14 protein-coding genes are annotated in these 15386 nt (G+C 72.2%); 8 read left to right on the top strand and 6 right to left on the bottom strand.

Annotation, left to right across the window (positions count from 1 at the left end; all coding sequences use genetic code 11):
* The first annotated feature begins 11 nt into the window (after positions 1-11).
* Positions 12-1388, top strand: a complete 1377-nt coding sequence (locus tag AB0K10_RS25070; protein WP_363687262.1) for an FAD-dependent monooxygenase — start codon at positions 12-14, stop codon at positions 1386-1388.
* Between the two features lie 13 nt (positions 1389-1401).
* Here the strand turns inward: AB0K10_RS25070 and AB0K10_RS25065 are convergent, their stop codons facing one another.
* Both AB0K10_RS25065 and AB0K10_RS25060 read right to left on the bottom strand, forming a co-directional pair.
* A complete protein-coding gene (locus tag AB0K10_RS25065) occupies positions 1402-1878 on the bottom strand; it encodes a heme-degrading domain-containing protein (protein WP_363687260.1) in 477 nt (158 codons plus the stop codon).
* A gap of 35 nt (positions 1879-1913) precedes the next feature.
* Complete coding sequence (locus tag AB0K10_RS25060; protein WP_363687258.1) at positions 1914-3374, bottom strand: SDR family NAD(P)-dependent oxidoreductase; 1461 nt, start codon at positions 3372-3374, stop codon at positions 1914-1916.
* A 181-nt stretch (positions 3375-3555) separates the two neighbouring features.
* On the opposite strand from AB0K10_RS25060, the gene AB0K10_RS25055 reads away from it, so the two are divergent.
* Positions 3556-6735, top strand: coding sequence for a BTAD domain-containing putative transcriptional regulator (locus AB0K10_RS25055; RefSeq protein ID WP_363687256.1), 3180 nt, complete (start codon positions 3556-3558; stop codon positions 6733-6735).
* On the opposite strand, the gene AB0K10_RS25050 is transcribed toward AB0K10_RS25055, so the two are convergent.
* Both AB0K10_RS25050 and AB0K10_RS25045 read right to left on the bottom strand, forming a co-directional pair.
* Complete coding sequence (locus tag AB0K10_RS25050; protein WP_363687254.1) at positions 6732-7559, bottom strand: ABC transporter permease; 828 nt, start codon at positions 7557-7559, stop codon at positions 6732-6734. The two genes, AB0K10_RS25055 and AB0K10_RS25050, sit on opposite strands and share 4 nt — an antisense overlap.
* A complete protein-coding gene (locus AB0K10_RS25045; protein WP_363687252.1) occupies positions 7556-8536 on the bottom strand; it encodes an ATP-binding cassette domain-containing protein in 981 nt (326 codons plus the stop codon). Before AB0K10_RS25045 ends, AB0K10_RS25050 begins: the two co-directional genes overlap by 4 nt.
* Before the next feature lie 284 nt (positions 8537-8820).
* Between AB0K10_RS25045 and AB0K10_RS25040 the strand changes: the two genes are divergently transcribed.
* Together AB0K10_RS25040 and AB0K10_RS25035 are read left to right on the top strand one after the other, a co-directional pair.
* Positions 8821-9762, top strand: a complete 942-nt coding sequence (locus tag AB0K10_RS25040) for a hypothetical protein (RefSeq protein ID WP_363687251.1) — start codon at positions 8821-8823, stop codon at positions 9760-9762.
* Positions 9763-9973: 211 nt separating this feature from the next.
* Positions 9974-10507, top strand: coding sequence for a flavin reductase family protein (locus tag AB0K10_RS25035; protein WP_363687249.1), 534 nt, complete (start codon positions 9974-9976; stop codon positions 10505-10507).
* 143 nt (positions 10508-10650) lie between these two features.
* On the opposite strand, the gene AB0K10_RS25030 is transcribed toward AB0K10_RS25035, so the two are convergent.
* Together AB0K10_RS25030 and AB0K10_RS25025 are read right to left on the bottom strand one after the other, a co-directional pair.
* Positions 10651-10896 (bottom strand): hypothetical protein, encoded by a 246-nt coding sequence (locus tag AB0K10_RS25030; RefSeq protein ID WP_363687247.1) that lies wholly within the window; start codon positions 10894-10896, stop codon positions 10651-10653.
* A 23-nt stretch (positions 10897-10919) separates the two neighbouring features.
* Complete coding sequence (locus tag AB0K10_RS25025; protein WP_363687414.1) at positions 10920-11192, bottom strand: hypothetical protein; 273 nt, start codon at positions 11190-11192, stop codon at positions 10920-10922.
* A gap of 222 nt (positions 11193-11414) precedes the next feature.
* Here AB0K10_RS25025 and AB0K10_RS25020 point away from each other — a divergent pair, with 222 nt between their 5' ends.
* The 4 genes from AB0K10_RS25020 to AB0K10_RS25005 all read left to right on the top strand — a co-directional run bounded on the left by AB0K10_RS25020 (position 11415) and on the right by AB0K10_RS25005 (position 15383).
* Positions 11415-12161, top strand: coding sequence for a DUF5753 domain-containing protein (locus AB0K10_RS25020; protein ID WP_358105768.1), 747 nt, complete (start codon positions 11415-11417; stop codon positions 12159-12161).
* Positions 12149-12343 (top strand): DUF397 domain-containing protein, encoded by a 195-nt coding sequence (locus AB0K10_RS25015; RefSeq protein WP_358105771.1) that lies wholly within the window; start codon positions 12149-12151, stop codon positions 12341-12343. Before AB0K10_RS25020 ends, AB0K10_RS25015 begins: the two co-directional genes overlap by 13 nt.
* A gap of 459 nt (positions 12344-12802) precedes the next feature.
* On the top strand, positions 12803-14446 hold the full coding sequence (locus AB0K10_RS25010) for an ABC transporter substrate-binding protein (RefSeq protein WP_363687245.1): 1644 nt from the start codon (positions 12803-12805) through the stop codon (positions 14444-14446).
* Between the two features lies 1 nt (position 14447).
* On the top strand, positions 14448-15383 hold the full coding sequence (locus AB0K10_RS25005) for an ABC transporter permease (RefSeq protein WP_363687243.1): 936 nt from the start codon (positions 14448-14450) through the stop codon (positions 15381-15383).
* Positions 15384-15386: the final 3 nt, after the last annotated feature.

The raw sequence follows: 15386 nt of genomic DNA, 5'->3' as shown, positions 1-15386 counted from the left end.
TGGAGAGCACGATGTCCCTCTCCCCGGTTCGGGTCTTCGCCGCGCTGAACGCCGTGCGACCCCCCGACCAGCCGACCCCACGCCTGGGTAAGGCGGTGGTGGTCGGCGGCAGTGTCGCCGGCCTCCTGGCCGCCCGGGTCCTGTCCGACCACGCGCAGAGCGTGGTTCTCCTCGACCGGGACGACCCGCAGGTCAGCGGCGCCCGGCCCGGCGTGCCACAGGGGACGCAACTGCACGCGCTGCTGCCCGGCGGCCTGCTCCAGCTTGAGCAGCTGTTCCCCGGCTTCCGTCAGCAGGCGCTGGCCCACGGGGCGATCGAGGCGCCGCCCGCCGCCCGGCGCAGCTACCTCGACGGCCGGCGGAAGGTTGTCGTACCGGACGACGACGACAGCCTGGCGGGCAGCCGGCCGCTCCTGGAGGGGCTGATCCGCCAGCAGGTGCTCCGACTGCCGAACGTCAAGACGGTCACCGGCCGTGCCACGGGTCTCGTGTTCGACGGCGACGCGGTCACCGGCGTCCGGTGTGAGGTCGATGAGGTGCCCGGCGTCGAGGCCGCCGACCTGGTGGTGGACGCCATGGGCCGGTCCAGCCGGCTCTCCGACTGGCTGGAGCAGGCCGGCTGGGAACGGCCCACCACCCGTCGGATGGCCGTGCACCTCAACTACGCGACGGCCCTCTTCCGCCGCCCCGAGCAGACTCCGGAGGCGACAGTCGTCCTGGCCCTGCACACCCCGCGGACCATGACGGACATCGCCGGCGCCGCCTTCTTCGCGATCGAGGACGGCCGGTGGATGGCCATGATGGCCGGCTACGGGAAGGACCGGCCGGGACGCACCGCCGAGGACTTCGTCCGACGGCTGCGGGAGCAGTTCCCGCCGGAGTTCGGCGAGGTCGCCGCGCAGGAGATGCTCGGCGACGTCCAGACCTACCACCACGCCGACAGCCGCCGACGGGACTTCCACGCGCTGCGACGGTTCCCGGCGCGGCTCGTCAGCGTCGGTGACGCCGTCGCGTCGTTCAACCCGGTGTACGGGCAGGGGATGACGGCGGCGGCCCTGCACGCGGCCTGCCTGTCGGCGTACCTGCTCTCCGATCCGGACCTGAGCGTTCCCGCTCGCCACTTCCTCGACCTGCAGAAGGTCGTGGTCGACGCCGCCTGGTCGACCTCGACCTCCGCCGACCTGGCGCTGCCGCACGTCGACGGGCCCTACCCGCGCGGCTACCGGGTCTCCAGCTGGGTCAGCCGGCAGATCCTCACGGCGACCGTCACGGACGTGGCGATCGCCCGCCGGTTCAACGAGGTCGTCTCCCTGCGGGAGCACCCGCTGTCGCTGGCCACACCCGGCGTGATCCTGGGCGCCCTGCGCGCGAACCGGCGAGCGGGCTGACGGTCGTGCGGGCCTAGCCCGGTGTCCCGCGCAGGATGTCGACGACGAAGCGGTGGTCGTCCAGCTGGGGGAGCCCGGAGACGCCCATCCAGCCCACGACACCGGCGCCACGAACGCGCAGGGGCACCGCGCCGCCGGCCGCCGCGTACCGCGAGGCCGGCAGGCCGAACTTCTCGGTGAGCGTCGTCTGCTTGTCCTGGCAGAGCCGGGCCATGTACAGCGACGAGTGCTCGAACCGCATCACCACGCGGCCCTTGCGGCGCAGCCACCCGTCGTTGTCCGCCGTCGAGCCCGGCAGACCGCTGTGGAACAGCTGGCGTCCGTTGCGCCACACGCCCACCGAGATCGGGAGCCGCTGCTGTGCGGCGGCGGTGACGGCGAGCACGCCCAACTCGAACGCGTCCGTCTCGGTCAGGCCCGCGAGCTCCAGCTCGCTCTCCTCGCGCAGCAGCTCGTCCAGCGTCGGCCACTGGTCATGGTCGGATGACATGTACCTTCTCCTCGTCGAGCGGGTGGAAACGTCGTTCACCAGGCGCAGGGCGCGTAGTCCTTCAGAAAGACCCCGTACAAATCCTCGCCCAGCTCGCCGCGGACGATCGGGTCGTACACCCGGGCCGCGCCGTCGACGAGGTCCAGCGGTGCGTGGAACCCCTCGTCGGCCAGCCGCATCTTCGTCGGGTGGGGCCGCTCGTCGGTGATCCAACCGGTGTCGACGCTTGTCATCAGGATGCCGTCGGTAAGCATCTCCTGGGCGCTGGTGCGGGTCAGCATGTTCAGCGCGGCCTTGGCCATGTTGGTGTGCGGATGCCCGGGCCCCTTGTAGCCACGGCCGAACTGGCCCTCCATCGCCGAGACGTTCACCACGTACTTGCGGCGTGCCGGCGCGGCGGCCATCGCCGGGCGCAGCCGGCTGACCAGCACGAACGGCGCGGTGACGTTGCACAGCTGCACCTCGAGCAGCTCGACCGGGTCGACCTCCTGCACCCGCTGGACCCAGCTGTTGACCGAGTCGAGGTCCGGCACGAGGCCGCCGGCGTCGATGGCGGTGGACGCCGCGATCCGCTCCGGCGAGGCCGATCCGCTCGTCAAGGCCAACGCGGTGAGCGCGTGCGGGGTGAGGGCTGTCGACTCCGTGCCGGCGGTCAGGCTCCCGGCCGGGCCACCCGGAGCGGTCGGCTTGGCGAACGTGATCAGCTCCGGCAGGGGACCGTCCGGCAGCGCCGCGGCCTCCGCGGCGACGAGCTGGGCGTACGCCCCGGGCGAGCGACGGACGGTCTGCGCCGCGTTGTTGATCAGGATGTCGAGGGGGCCCTGGCTGCTCACCGAGTCGGCGAGGGCGATCACCTGGGCGGGGTCGCGCAGGTCGATCCCCACGATCCGCAGGCGGTGCAGCCAGTCCCCACTGTCGGGCATCGCGGCGAAGCGGCGGACCGCATCGTGCGGGAACCGCGTCGTCACCGTCGTGTGCGCGCCGTCGCGCAGCAACCGCAGCGCGATGTACATGCCGATCTTGGCCCGGCCGCCGGTGAGCAGCGCGCGCCGGCCGGTCAGGTCGGTACGCGCGTCGCGGCGCTCCCGGTTCAGCGCGGCGCAGGACGGGCAGAGCTGGTGGTAGAAGGCGTCCACCTCGCGGTAGCGCTGCTTGCAGACGTAGCAGCCGCGCGGGTTGTGCAGGAATCCGGCCGTCGTGCCGCTGGTGGGGGAGGCGAGGGGGATGCCCTGGGTCTCGTCGTCGATCCGGCCGGGCGCGCCGGTGGCCGTGGCCTCCGTCACCGCCCGGTCGGCAGCCAGGACGGCGTCGCGCCGCTCATCGCGTCGCCGCTGCTTGATCACCTTATAGAGCTTCGCGGTGGCACGCTGCACCCGCACCACGTCGGGGTGGTCGGGAGGAAGGGCCTCCAACGCCTCGAAGACGCTGAGACAGGTCTCCAGCCGGTTCCGGTCAATGCCGTCCAGACCGTTTTGGGCGATCTTGTCCACTGTCATGCGTCGTTGTCTCGTCCCATGTCCCGTGCCGGATTCCGCCGGCCCACCCCACGTCCGACCCGAAACTGTACGCACCGCGCCGTCCCGGACGCATCCCGCGCCGCGCCGCCCGCCCGGGGTGACCCTCGCGCCGTCGGACACCCTGCTCGGTGCCGTGGTCGGCGTGGGGGATGCTGGTTGCGTGCAGATCACCATCCTCGGCCCCCTCGCCGTCGACGGCCGACCGGTCCGGGGCGAGCGGTTGGCGGCGGTGCTCCGCGCGCTCGTCGACGCGCGTGGCCGGGCGGTCTCCACCAGTCTGCTCGTGGACGCGGTGTGGGACGGGACGCCGCCCGACGACGCGACAGGCGCCGTGCAGGCGCTCGTGTCCCGCGTACGCCGTCTCGGGCTGCCCGTGGTGGCCGTGCCCGGGGGATACCGCCTGCCCGCCGACGAGGTCAGCGTCGACGCCGTCGAGGCGCGGGCGCTTGTCGATCGGGGGCGTGCCGCCCTGCGGGCCGGCGACGCGCGGGCGGCCCGCGACTCGGCCGACCGGGCCCGTGCCCTGTTCCCCGAGGTCCCGGAGATCGTCACCACCGAGGACACCCGCCTGTTCACCGACGTCGCCGCGCTGCGCGCCGAGGCGGCGCTCGCCGATGCCGGGCCGTACGACGAGACCGACCTGCGCCGGCTCGTCGCCCGGACGCCCCCGGACGAGCCGTCCGCAGCCCTACTCGTGCGCGTGCTGGCCGCGCAGGGGCGGGAGGCCGAGGCGTTGGAGGTGGTCGAGCGCCTCCGTGACGACCTGGCCGAGCGCTACGGCACCGACCCGTCACCCGTGCTCACCCAGGTGCACCTGGCGCTGCTGCGCGGCGAGCTCACCGCGCCGGCCGTCGCCGCGCCACCCCGCCCGCCGTCGCGGATCGCCCTGCCCGCCGCGTGGCGTCGGCCGATGACCGCCCTCGTGGGCCGCGAGCGCGACGTCGAGGCCCTGGACGCGGCGCTCGACGAGTCCGCCCTCGTGACGATCGTGGCGTCCGGTGGCGCGGGCAAGACCCGCCTCGCGGCCGAGGTCACGCGGCGCACGGCGGCGGCCGGGCAGACGGTACGCGTGGTCGAGCTGGCCGGGCTCCGCTCGCCCGACGAGGTGCTGCCCACGGTGCTCGCGGCGCTCGGTGGCGCGGACACCTCGACGACCGGCGGCAACCTGGGCCTGGAACGGCGGGTGCTCAGCCCCGAGGAGCGGTTACGGGCCCTGGCGCCGGACCTCGACGGGCTGGTCGTGCTGGACAACTGCGAGCACGTCCTCGACGCGGTGGCCGTCGTGGTCGCCGACCTGCTCGCGGTGATCTCCCCGGAGGTCGCGGTGCTCGCGACCAGTCGTGCGCCGCTGGGCCTGGCCGGCGAATGGGTGCACCGCCTGACCGCCCTGCCGGACTCCGACGCGCTCGGTCTGATCGAGTCCCGGGCGCGGGCCGGTGGCGCGGTGCCGACCTGGGACACCACGCGCGCCCTCGCACTGTGCAACCGGCTCGACAACCTGCCGCTGGCCCTCGAACTGGCCGCCGCGCGACTGCGGCACATGCCGATCGACGACGTGCTCGCCGGTCTGACCGACCGGTTCGCGCTGCTCGACGACGCGCTGCGGGGCCTGCCGGAACGCCACGCGAGCCTGTGGGCGATGGTCGACTGGAGCCGGGAACTGCTCGCCCCCGACGACCGCACGCTGCTCGCGCGGGTCGCGGTCATCCCCGCGCCGTTCACCGCGGACCTCGCCGCCGCGGTCGCGCAGACCCCGGACGTACGGCGGGGACTGGCGCGGCTCGTCGAACAGTCCCTGCTGACCCTGGTCGAGGGGGACGGTCCGCCGCGCTACCGGATGCTGGAGACCGTCCGCGAGTACGGCGAGGCCCGCCTTGACGCGTCCGGTGACCGGACCGCGGCGATGGCCGGTCTGGTCGGCTGGGCCCGGGACGAGGCGGTCGGCCTGGCCGGTCGCCTCGTGGGCCCCGGCCAGGTAGAGGCGCTCGACCGCTGCGCCGCCGAGCAGGACAACCTGGTCGCCGGTCTGCGGTGGGCGCTCGAGCAGGACGACGAGCCCGCCGTCGTCGACGTCGCCACCGCGCTGCTGCACCTCTGGACGGTGCGCGGTCTGCACCTGGAGGTCCTCGCATGGGCGCGCGGGCTGCTGCACGTCGACGAGCCGCAGCGGCGTCGACGCTCGGCGATCCTGCGAGGCCGGGCCAGCGGCCGGCCGCTGCCGCACGCCGACCGGCTCGCCTGGACGTGCCTGTTGATCAGCGTGAACAGTGGCATCAGCGCCGACCTGCGACCCGCCGTGCTCGGTCGACGTGCGCTGCGGACGCTGCTCGCGGAACGGCCCGCCGAGGTGTCGCCGCGGCTGACCGCGTTCGCGGCGGCGTTGCCCGGCTTCGACAAGTCCGACCTGGACCAGAGCCTGAAGAGCGCGACCGAGATGATCGCGCACCCGGACCCGTACGTGCAGGCGCTCGGCCTGATCGCCCGCGCGGCGGTACGGGAGAACAGCGGCCTGCCCGAGGCGTCGATCGACGACGCCGAGCAGGCGTACCACCGCTTCGAGAGAGTGGGCGACCACTGGGGCATGGCGATGGCCGCCGGCGCCGTCGGGCAGTTCCTGCTGCCCGGCCGGGAGGGACGGTCGGCCGAGTGGCTGGCGCGCAGCGTCCGACACATGGAGATGGTCGGCGCCCAGCAGGACGCGCGGTCGATCCGGGTGCGGCTGGACGTGCAACTCGCCCTGGCCGGCGACGCGGACGCGGAGCGGCGACTCGGTGAGACGGCGACGCCGGGCCAGGCCGAGCAGATGGACCTCGCGCAGGCGCTTCTCGGCCTGGCGCACCTCGCCTGGCAGCGCGAGCGCTACGACGAGGCGCTCGCCCACGCCGACGAGGTGAACCGTGCCCTCGCCGGCTGGACCGGACCGCCACCACAGCCGCGCGTGATGCTCCGGACCTCGGTGGCGGTCCTGTACCTGCGGGTGGCCGACGCGCGGGGGGTGGCCGGCACCGAGGCCGCCGCCCAGGCGGCCGCGTTGCTGGCGCTCGCCCGCGACGACGCGCTCACCTCGAAGGACCTGCCGGTCATCGGGGCGTGGGCGTCGAGCGGCGCGGAACTCGCCGCGTACCGGGGCGACGTCGACACCGCCCGCGAGCTGTCCGCGCTCGCGAAGCGGCTCGGCACGCACATGGAGCTGTTCCTCCCGAGCGGGCGTAGCGAACGACTCGACGCCGCCCTCGGGAACGAGGAGCAGCGTGAGTCGTCGCTGGCGGTCTGGCGTGCCCGGCCGGTGGCCGCGGCCGTCAGCCGGATCCGCGAGCTGATGGAGGACCTGCTGGTCTAGATCTTCTTGCGGTACGCGCGCAGTGCCAGCGGCATGAACACCGCCACGAAGCCGGCGCACCAGGCGAGGGTCCACCACACGTGCGTGTCGAGCGGGGTACCGAGGAACAGCCCGCGTACCGACGCCACCAGGTGGGTCATCGGGTTGACGTCCACGAAGGCCTGCATCCAGCCGGGCAGGGTGTCCGCGCCGACGAACACGTTGGAAGCGAAGCTCAGCGGCATGATCAGCGCGAACATCAGACCCTGCACGGCGCCGGGGGTGCGGACCTTCATCGACACGTAGACGGGCAGCCAGCTCAGGCAGAGCGCGAACAGTACCGCGAGCAGGCACCCGGCGATCGCCCGGAACGGGTCGGTGTCGATCCGGAAACCCATCAGGTACCCGATCGCGAGGGTCGAGACCGTGACGATCACGTACCGGACGACGTCGCCCAGGACCGCGCCCACCAGCGGCGCGGAGCGGGGGATCGGCAGCGACCGGAACCTGTCGAAGATGCCCTTGGCGATGTCGGTGTTGAGGTTGACGCCGATCGCGATGGCCCCGGTGGCGATGGTCTGCGCCAGGATTCCGGGCAGCAGGAACTGCAGGTAGTCGTGGGTCGAACCGGCGACCGCGCCGCCGAAGATATAGACGAAGATGATGAGGAACAGCACCGGTTGCAGCGTGACGTCGATAAGTGCCTCGGGCGTCCGCCAGGTCTTGATGAGACTGCGCTTGGCGAGCGCCAACGAGTGCCGTACGAGCCGGAACGGTCGGGGATTCGGGGCGGCCGTGGACAGGGCGGGGCTCGCGGTGGGTTTTGTGCCTACCAGGGTGCTCATGCCGCTACCTCCACGCGCTCAGTGGTGTCGTCCTCGGATGCCGTACGCCCGGTGAGGGTGAAGAACACCTCGTCGAGGCTCGGCAGGTGCAGGGAGAGTTCGGTGACGGAGATGCCGGCGGCGGCGAACCGCGCGACGCTCTCGGTCAGGGCCGTGTCGTCGGTGACCGGCACCGCGAGCACGCCCTTGCGGATCTCGTCGGCCTGGGCGCCGGAGCCGACCTCGGACAGGATCGTCGCGATCCGGGGCAGGTCCGCGAGGTCGGACGGCCGGACCTCCAGCGTCTGCCCGCCGACCACCCGCTTGAGCCCTTCGGGGGTGTCGTGGGCGATGACCCGCCCGTGGTCGATCACCGTGATCGCGTCGGCGAGCGCGTCGGCCTCCTCCAGGTACTGCGTGGTGAGCAGCACTGTCGAGCCGTTGGTGACAAGCGACCGGACCACATCCCACATGTCCTCGCGCTTGGCCGGGTCCAGCCCGGTCGTCGGCTCGTCCAGGAAGATCACGTCGGGGGAGCCGACGAGGCTGGCGGCCAGGTCCAGCCGCCGCCGCATTCCGCCGGAGTAGGTCTTGGCCTGCCGGTTCGCCGCGTCGGTCAGGTCGAACCAGTCCAGTAGTTCGGCGGCCCGTCGGCGGGCGCCGGCGCGGCCCAGCTCCAGCAGCGTGCCGAACAGCTCCAGGTTCTGCCGCCCGGTCAGGTCCTCGTCGACCGAGGCGTACTGGCCGGTGAGGCCGATGCTCTGCCGGACCCGCTCGGCGTCGCGGACGACGTCGAAGCCGCCGATGCGGGCGCTGCCGGAGTCCGGGGTGAGCAGCGTGGACAGGATCCGGACGGCGGTGGTCTTGCCCGCGCCGTTGGGGCCGAGCACGCCGAGCACGGTTCCCCGGGGTACGGCGAGGTCCACGCCCTGCAGCGCCCTCGTCTTCCCGAATGTCTTGACGAGGCCCTCGGCCTCGATCACCAGGTCGGTTGTCATGCCTCAGAGCGTGCGCCTGTCGCCTGACACCGCGCCGACACGGCACCGACACCCCCGTCGACAGGGGCTGACAGCGGGACCGGGGCTGCCGGCAGGGCGACCGACGGCCCGGGGTGGCGATATGCTGGCCGTGGCAGAGCGCCTGCCCGAGCCCGATGTGGTGGCCCACGCCCGACCACATGTTTGGGGCCAAGAGTCGCCGACTCCGCGCCGTCGTGTCGACCATCGGTGTGTCCGTCACGCCGCCCGTTCGGTGAGGTGCGTGGGGCTGCACCGGAGGCGCCATGTCTGATCACCACCCCCGCCGCCCCCCGACCCCGGGACGTGCCCGTAAGCGCGCCATCCGGGAACAGGCGGCCCGTACCGGCGTCGCCTACTCGGTGGCCGCCCGGCACCTCGAGTCGCTCGGGCTGGGACCCGGCGAGACGCTCGCCACGTTCGGTCGGACGATCTATCCGATCGGCTCCGACCCGCACCGCCAGCTGCTCGTGGAACGCCGAGAGCGGCGCTCGTTCGAGGAGCGGGTGACGGACACACGGCGGGCCGCGGCCCTGCCGACCGGCCGTGCCCACCACCTTGTCGACCGTTTCCCGCCCAGTCGGGGACGTGGGGGCACCGGAGTGGGAGCGCTCTATCACGGCGACGGTCGCACGGAACTGCTCGCGATGCTCTACCTCGTGGTCGCGGCCGAGTCGCCGGGGCTGCTGCCCGACGTGGGGGATCTGGTCTGGATCGCGGAGCTGGGCGAGGACACCGCCCTGGACACGGCCTGCGCCGAGGTGGACCGCGAGGCCCGCCGCCTGCTCGACAGGGAGCCGGTGTCGCTCTGGTCGATGATCGAACAGGCGCTGGTCCGCGCCGAGCGCGGCCCGGACTGGCCGGTCCGCGAGGAGGCGATCCGGCACGCGGCACTCCTGCGGGTGATGATGACCCCGCGGGTGGGGCCGGCGGGCGAGCCGTACGTGGCGGGGCTGCCCGTCACCGGTGTTCGCCAGATCCTCGACGCGCTGCTCATCGTGGCCGACGACGGGCATGCTCCGGGCACCCGGGTACGCCTGCTCGACCAGTCGAACGAGGCGGGGATGGCCACGATCGTCGGCGCCCGTTGGGGTTCGTCCGGTCCGCCGGTGGGCTATCTCGTCTGGCCCGACGGTGCGAAGGCGCCGCTGGCGGCCCGCGCCGACGAGCTGGTCGTCCTGGCTGCCCAGGAGTCCGTCCCACGGTGAGGCGGGACGTCGGGCGGCGGGATGTCCGCGCCCGGGACTTGAAATCCTACCTGTCTGATAGGAAAATCGATTCATGCTGCTTGTTCGGCTGTTCACCTCCCGCCGAGTCGTCGACCTGATGAGGGTCGCGGCGCAGCTCTGTCCGGCGGCGCCCAGCCCGGCCTGAGCGGGCCGCCCCTGCCGCCTGGACCCATCCCTCGGGAGGAACGCCATGACGTCGTCCACCGACGACCCGACCGACGCCGACGCCGACGCGCTGCGGACGTTGCTGCGCCACCAGGCCAGCACCGTCACGGTGGTCACCGCCCCCGGCGCACCGCCGGTCGGCTTCACCGCGACCTCGTTCACCTCGGTGTCGCTGACGCCACCGATCGTCTCGTTCTGTCTGAACCTCGGCTCGTCGAGCTGGCCGACGCTGGCGCGGGCCCGACACGTGGCGGTGCACCTGCTCTCCCATGACCAGTCCGAGCTGGCCCGGACCTTCGCCACCAGCGACATCGACAGGTTCGCCGCGCCCACCCGGTGGCGGCCGGGCCCGCAGGGGGTGCCGATTCTCGACGGCACCCTGGCCTGGCTCCTGTGCCGGGTCGTCGATCGGGTGCCCGTCGGCGACCACGTCGTGGTGTTGGCCGAACCGGAACTGCTGCGCCACGTCGACGTGGGCTCGCCGTTGCTCTATCACCGAGGCCGCTACGCAGGTCTCGCGGACACCGCGGACCCGACCGGCCGTCGCGTCGCCGCCTGATCGGCAGGTGATGCCATGCCGCCATCGTCGTGGCGCCGGACACCGTCGAGGGCTCCGGCCGACTGAGCTTCCGACCCCGCCAACGGTCCGGCCCACGCGAGGGGTGTCCCGGTGCAGCCTCACGCGAGGTCAGTAGCCGTGGGTCAGAGCGTCTCGGCGCGTCGGTGTCGGCGGGTTACTGACAGCCACCCGAGGAACCGGGCGTGCAGCGCCGGCAGATCAGGGCGCACGCCGAGTGCGTGCAAGTCGTCGATGGCGTCGTAGAGGTTCGACGCGAGATAGAACGCGAGGGCGATCGAATGGCCGTAGAACTCGGTGGCGAGGTGGAGTTGCGCCGGGGAGCACGGCCAAGGCGCGGCGCAGTTGCGGCACAGCCACGCGGGGCGCATCGGTTGGTGCGGGCGGGCCGGCACTAGTCAACCCGCTGCGGAGTGCGCCGGATCGGGCGGCGGGGGTCGTTGGCGCGGCGTGGGGACTGAACCTGTAGGCGTAACCCGTCGCGATTCACGTACAGCTCCCGCCGGGCTACCGCGTCACCTGCCGCGTTCAGGTCGTAACCGTCGATCCACACCCACCCCTCGTACGTATACCGCTCGGGGAACTCGCGAATGACGCGCACGAAGATCGGGCGCAGGAACTGCACACTCGCGGCGGTGGTCAAAAGGACCACGTCGCCGGCCTTCATCTTCCCGATCGGCTTGTCCGGCAAGGCGCTCCCCTGATCGTCGCTTTTGGAGGGGCCGTGAGTGCTTACCCGGCAAGGGCTGCCCCGGTACGAACGCGTCTGCCGGGTTCGGGTCCCTGGCGGCCGCGCCTTCTACAGAGCACCTTGCCCCTTGGAGCTGGACGGCTACACCACGTAGCTATACGTTCTATAGACGTTGAAGACGTTCGCTCGGAGGTGGGCATGAATCAGGCGCTACGAGCGGCGTTGGCCGACACGGGTGAGACCGTCGAAAGTCTTGCCGAGCAGGTAGGCGTAGACCCGAAGACGGTCGCGCGCTGGGTCAACCCAGGCCGAGTTCCACACCCGCGCCACCGCGCAGCCGCAGCGGCTGTCCTCGGCCGTGAGGCTGAGGACATTTGGCCGGACGTCTTGAAGCGGCGTGAACCGGCGTGGCTGCGCCCGTGGGTGGAGACCGAACTTCAGGCGTCCGCCCTGCGTGCCTTTCAGGTGGCGGTCATCCCGGGCTTGCTGCAAACCCCCGATTACGCTTCGGCGGTGCTGGCCAGTGGGGTGCTCGACCCGGACGATGTCGCGGACTACGTCGAGACCCGGCTACGCAGGCAAACGGCGGTGCTCGACCGACGCAAGCCCCCGCTCTTCGTCGCGGTGATTGACGAATTCGCCCTTCGTCGTGGCGACCCCGAGATCATGAACCCGCAGCTAGACCACCTGGTAAAGATGGCTCGGCGGCCGAACGTGCTTCTACACGTGCTGCCGCTGGACGCCGGCCTCCACCCCGGGCAAGCAGGGCCGTTCGTCATTGCCACCACTGAAGACGGCGATGTCGCTTATCTCGATGATCAGGCTGCGGGACGGCTGACGAATGACACCGCTACCCTTTGGGCCACCTGGGATACGCTGCGTTCGGTGGCTCTCTCGCGCCGTCAAACCATCGACTACCTTGAGGCAAGATCATGGCTGACCTGACCGGCGCCCTGTGGCGTAAGAGCACCCGTAGTAGCTCCAACGGCGGCGACTGTGTCGAGGTTGCCGACAACCTTCCGGACGTCGTCGCGGTGCGCGACTCGAAGGACCCATCGGGTCCGGCGCTGGCCTTCCCTCCGGCCGCGTGGGTGGCGTTCGTCGGCCAGGTCGCCGAGCGGCCGTAACCGACCGCGTCACATCGAAGCGCCCGCCCCAGGATTGGGGCGGGCGCTTTGCGCTGCACCGACCAGCGGCCCGGTCCAGCGGACACAATCCCTGTAAATCCTATAGCTTTAGTATGCATTGCGTCAACGAATCAGCCCCGCCACGTGCGATAGCCGACATCCGTCGATCGATTCGTTGACACCACCCCGGCGGTGGCGGTGGACTCGGCTCATGTCCAGCGAGCTGCGGCTGACGATCCGCGGCCACATCGACTTCGGTCGGGTGTGGTCGAGTTCCTGTCTGGCCTGACCCGGCACCCTCGCCCGTACCCGGCCCGCCACACCGGCCGCCGAGGTGGGGCTCACCGCCGAGCCGACCGCCGCGCCATCCGCACCGACACCCCCTGACCGGCCCGCCACGCGTGCGAGGGCCGGGTGTCGGCGTACCCGCATCCGCCTGCCTGGACAGGAGACCCGATCATGCCCGCGCGCCGTCTGCGAACCCTCGCCGCCGCCACCCTCGCCCCGCTGCTCGCCGTCCTCGCCGGCTGCTCCACCGGCGCCGCCCCCGCCGCCGAGGCGGCCGGCCAGCCCCGTGCCGGGGGCACCCTCACCTGGGCCGTGGAGACCGAGCCGATCACCCTCAACCCCCACCAGTACGCCCAGGCCAAGGCCCGCCTCCTGGTCTGGAACACCTTCGAGTCCCTGCTCACGTACGACAAGCAGGGGAAGCTGGTGCCCTGGCTGGCCACCGGCTGGCAGGCCGCGCCGGACGGCCTGTCGTACACCCTGACGCTGCGCGACGGGGTGACCTTCACCGACGGGACGCCGCTGGACGCGGCGGCCGTCAAGGCCAACATCGACAAACTCCGCGAGCCCGGGTACGCACCTGGTGTCGCCGCCGTGCAACTGCGCAACCTCACGGCCGCCGAGGTGGTCGACCCGCGCACCGTACGGCTCACCCTCACCACGCCCGACGTGCTCATCCTCGACTTCCTCGCCTCCCCGCAGGGCGCTCAGGTCTCGCCGAAGTCGCTGCGCGAGGCGAAGAACCTCAAGGCCGGCGGCGTCGACGTCGTCGGCACCGGGCCGTTCGTGCTGGACCGCTACGTCCCCGGCCAGGAGTTGCACTACCGGCGCAACCTTCGCTACGACTGGGCGCCGCCGACCGCGACCCACACCGGCCCCGCCTACCTCGACGAGATCACCTACCGCTTCCTCAAGGAGTCGGCGGTCCGCGTCGGCGCCCTCACCTCCCGCCAGGTGCAGCTCGTCGAGGGCGTGCCCGCCACCGACCAGCCCCTGGTCACCGCCAACCGGACGCTGCGCCTCACCCGGGAGCTGAACTCCGGCTCCGCCTACTCGTACTACTTCAACACCTCGCACGCGCCCTTCGACGACCTGCGGGTCCGGCAGGCGTTCCGGGAGGCCGTCGACGTCGACACCGTGCTGAGGTCGGTCTACCGCGACACCGCCACCCGCGCGTGGAGCGTGATCAGCCCGTCCAGCCCGCTCTACGACAAGAGCCTCGACGGCGGGTACGGCGGCGACGTCGCCAAGGCCAACGCCCTGCTCGACGAGGCCGGCTGGGCGACCCGCGACGCGGACGGCTTCCGGGTGCGCGACGGCCGGCGGCTGACCGTACGACTGGTGCAGGCCGCCCCGTACGTCCGCGACCGCCGCGATGTCCTCGCGCAGGCCGTGCAGGCCGCCGTGAAGCAGAGCGCCGGCATCGACCTGAAGATCGCGCTGGTCGACCAGGGCAGCGCCACCCAGGCGTTCGAACGCAACGAGTACGAGGTCTTCGACAACTCGCGGGCCGACACCGACGCCGGAGCCGCGCTGAACCTGCTGCTGCACTCGAAGGGCGGCATCAACCGCACCCGGGCCAACGATCCCCGCATCGACCAGCTCCTGGAATCCGGTCAGGCAACCGGCGATCCGACGAAGCGGGCCGGCATCTACGCGCAGCTCCAACAGCGGGTCGTCGCCGAGCAGGCCCTGGTGCTGCCGCTCTACGCGCCAGCCGACCAGATCGCGGCCAGCACCAGCGTCGGCGGCGTCCGCTTCGAGCCCACCGCCGGGGTTCCCGCCAGCGCGTACGACCTGTGGATCGGCAGGTGACATGTTCAGCTCACCCCTGCGCGCGGCGGCTCGCCGGCTCGCCGCCGGACTTGTCGTCCTCTGGGCCGCCGCCACCGCCGCGTACCTGGCCCTGCTGGTCGCACCCGGCGACACCGTGGACACCATCGTCGGCGATGGCGCGGACACCCCGCAGATCCGCGCCCAGATCATCGCCGAGTGGAGCCTGGACCGACCTGCCGTCGTCCAGTACCTCGACTACCTGCGGCGGCTCGCCGGGGGCGACCTGGGCCGCTCGTACCTGCTGCAACGGCCCGTCGTCGAGGTGATCGGCGAACAGCTCGCACCCACCCTCACCCTCGCCCTCGCCGCCGCGGGCCTCGGGGTGCTGCTCGCCGTCGTCCTCGCGGTCGCCACCGCCGGGGACCGCCGTCCCTGGCTGCGGCGGGCCAGCTCCGGCGTCGAACTGCTGCTGGTCTCGACCCCGCCCTTCCTGATCGGCGTCGTGCTGCTCAGCGTGCTGTCGTTCCGGTTCGGACTCTTTCCGGTCTCCGGCGACCAGGGCGTCGGCGCGCTGGTGCTGCCCGCCGTCACCCTGGCGCTGCCCATCGCCGGACTGCTCGCCCAGGTGCTCCGCGACGGGCTCGACCGGGCACTCGACGAGCCGTTCGTGCTGACCGCCCGGTCCCGGGGCGTACGGGAACGAACGGTGCTCCTGCGCCACGCGCTGCGGCACGCGCTGCTGCCGGCCGTCACCCTGGCCGGCTGGCTCTTCGGCATCCTGCTCGGCGGCGCCGTCATCGTCGAGCAGGTCTTCGGCCGACCCGGCCTCGGCCAGGTCACCCTCACGGCGGTGACCAGCAAGGACATGCCGGTGGTGCTGGCGGTGGTCACCCTGTCCGCCGCCGTCTACGTGGCGGTCAACACCGTCGCGGACCTGACGTACCTGCTGGTCGACCCGCGCCTGAGAAGGAGCTGACCC

Source organism: Micromonospora sp. NPDC049274 (assembly GCF_040678875.1).
GTDB lineage: Bacteria > Actinomycetota > Actinomycetes > Mycobacteriales > Micromonosporaceae > Micromonospora.
Note: the sequence above shows the minus strand (reverse complement) of the source record. Positions and strands in the feature narration are given on the sequence as shown.

What these genes read in the sequence shown, in the direction of transcription:
- AB0K10_RS25070 (WP_363687262.1), top strand. Translation starts at nt 12, where the DNA reads ATGTCCCTCTCCCCGGTTCGGGTCTTCGCCGCGCTGAACGCCGTGCGA.
- AB0K10_RS25065 (WP_363687260.1), bottom strand. Translation starts at nt 1,878, where the DNA reads ATGTCATCCGACCATGACCAGTGGCCGACGCTGGACGAGCTGCTGCGC.
- AB0K10_RS25060 (WP_363687258.1), bottom strand. Translation starts at nt 3,374, where the DNA reads ATGACAGTGGACAAGATCGCCCAAAACGGTCTGGACGGCATTGACCGG.
- AB0K10_RS25050 (WP_363687254.1), bottom strand. Translation starts at nt 7,559, where the DNA reads ATGAGCACCCTGGTAGGCACAAAACCCACCGCGAGCCCCGCCCTGTCC.
- AB0K10_RS25045 (WP_363687252.1), bottom strand. Translation starts at nt 8,536, where the DNA reads ATGACAACCGACCTGGTGATCGAGGCCGAGGGCCTCGTCAAGACATTC.
- AB0K10_RS25040 (WP_363687251.1), top strand. Translation starts at nt 8,821, where the DNA reads ATGTCTGATCACCACCCCCGCCGCCCCCCGACCCCGGGACGTGCCCGT.
- AB0K10_RS25035 (WP_363687249.1), top strand. Translation starts at nt 9,974, where the DNA reads ATGACGTCGTCCACCGACGACCCGACCGACGCCGACGCCGACGCGCTG.
- AB0K10_RS25030 (WP_363687247.1), bottom strand. Translation starts at nt 10,896, where the DNA reads ATGCGCCCCGCGTGGCTGTGCCGCAACTGCGCCGCGCCTTGGCCGTGC.
- AB0K10_RS25025 (WP_363687414.1), bottom strand. Translation starts at nt 11,192, where the DNA reads ATGAAGGCCGGCGACGTGGTCCTTTTGACCACCGCCGCGAGTGTGCAG.
- AB0K10_RS25020 (WP_358105768.1), top strand. Translation starts at nt 11,415, where the DNA reads ATGAATCAGGCGCTACGAGCGGCGTTGGCCGACACGGGTGAGACCGTC.
- AB0K10_RS25015 (WP_358105771.1), top strand. Translation starts at nt 12,149, where the DNA reads ATGGCTGACCTGACCGGCGCCCTGTGGCGTAAGAGCACCCGTAGTAGC.
- AB0K10_RS25010 (WP_363687245.1), top strand. Translation starts at nt 12,803, where the DNA reads ATGCCCGCGCGCCGTCTGCGAACCCTCGCCGCCGCCACCCTCGCCCCG.
- AB0K10_RS25005 (WP_363687243.1), top strand. Translation starts at nt 14,448, where the DNA reads ATGTTCAGCTCACCCCTGCGCGCGGCGGCTCGCCGGCTCGCCGCCGGA.